This is a genomic window from Chromobacterium fluminis (assembly GCF_011602385.1).
Lineage (GTDB): Bacteria > Pseudomonadota > Gammaproteobacteria > Burkholderiales > Chromobacteriaceae > Chromobacterium > Chromobacterium fluminis.
In genome coordinates this window covers 1-254 of sequence record NZ_JAAOMA010000159.1, presented here as the reverse complement: position 1 = coordinate 254, position 254 = coordinate 1, and the positions used below count along the sequence as shown (strand labels likewise).

The following is a 254-nucleotide window of genomic DNA, read 5'->3' as shown; positions in this document are numbered from 1 at the left end:
GAATCATCCGCATCGGCATCGCCGGGTTGCTGCCAATCCGGTAGTACGGCAGCAAGTCCTCGCCTTTCAGGACCGTTACTTTGGGATGGTCCAGCGGAATCAGCGCCACCGGGTAGCCTGCCGCATCCGGCGTGGCAGCGGTTAAATCCAAATGACACGACTAAGTATGTAGAACTCACTGTAGAGGACTTTCGGACGCGGGTTCGATTCCCGCCGCCTCCACCACCAATTCTTAGCAAAATCAATTGCTTACG

The 254-nt window shown here is 55.9% G+C and carries 1 other RNA gene; it reads left to right on the top strand.

Going from position 1 to position 254, the window contains the following annotated elements:
- Positions 1 to 225, top strand: a transfer-messenger RNA (tmRNA) gene (ssrA, locus tag HA052_RS27310); the annotation flags it as partial.
- Positions 226 to 254: the final 29 nt, after the last annotated feature.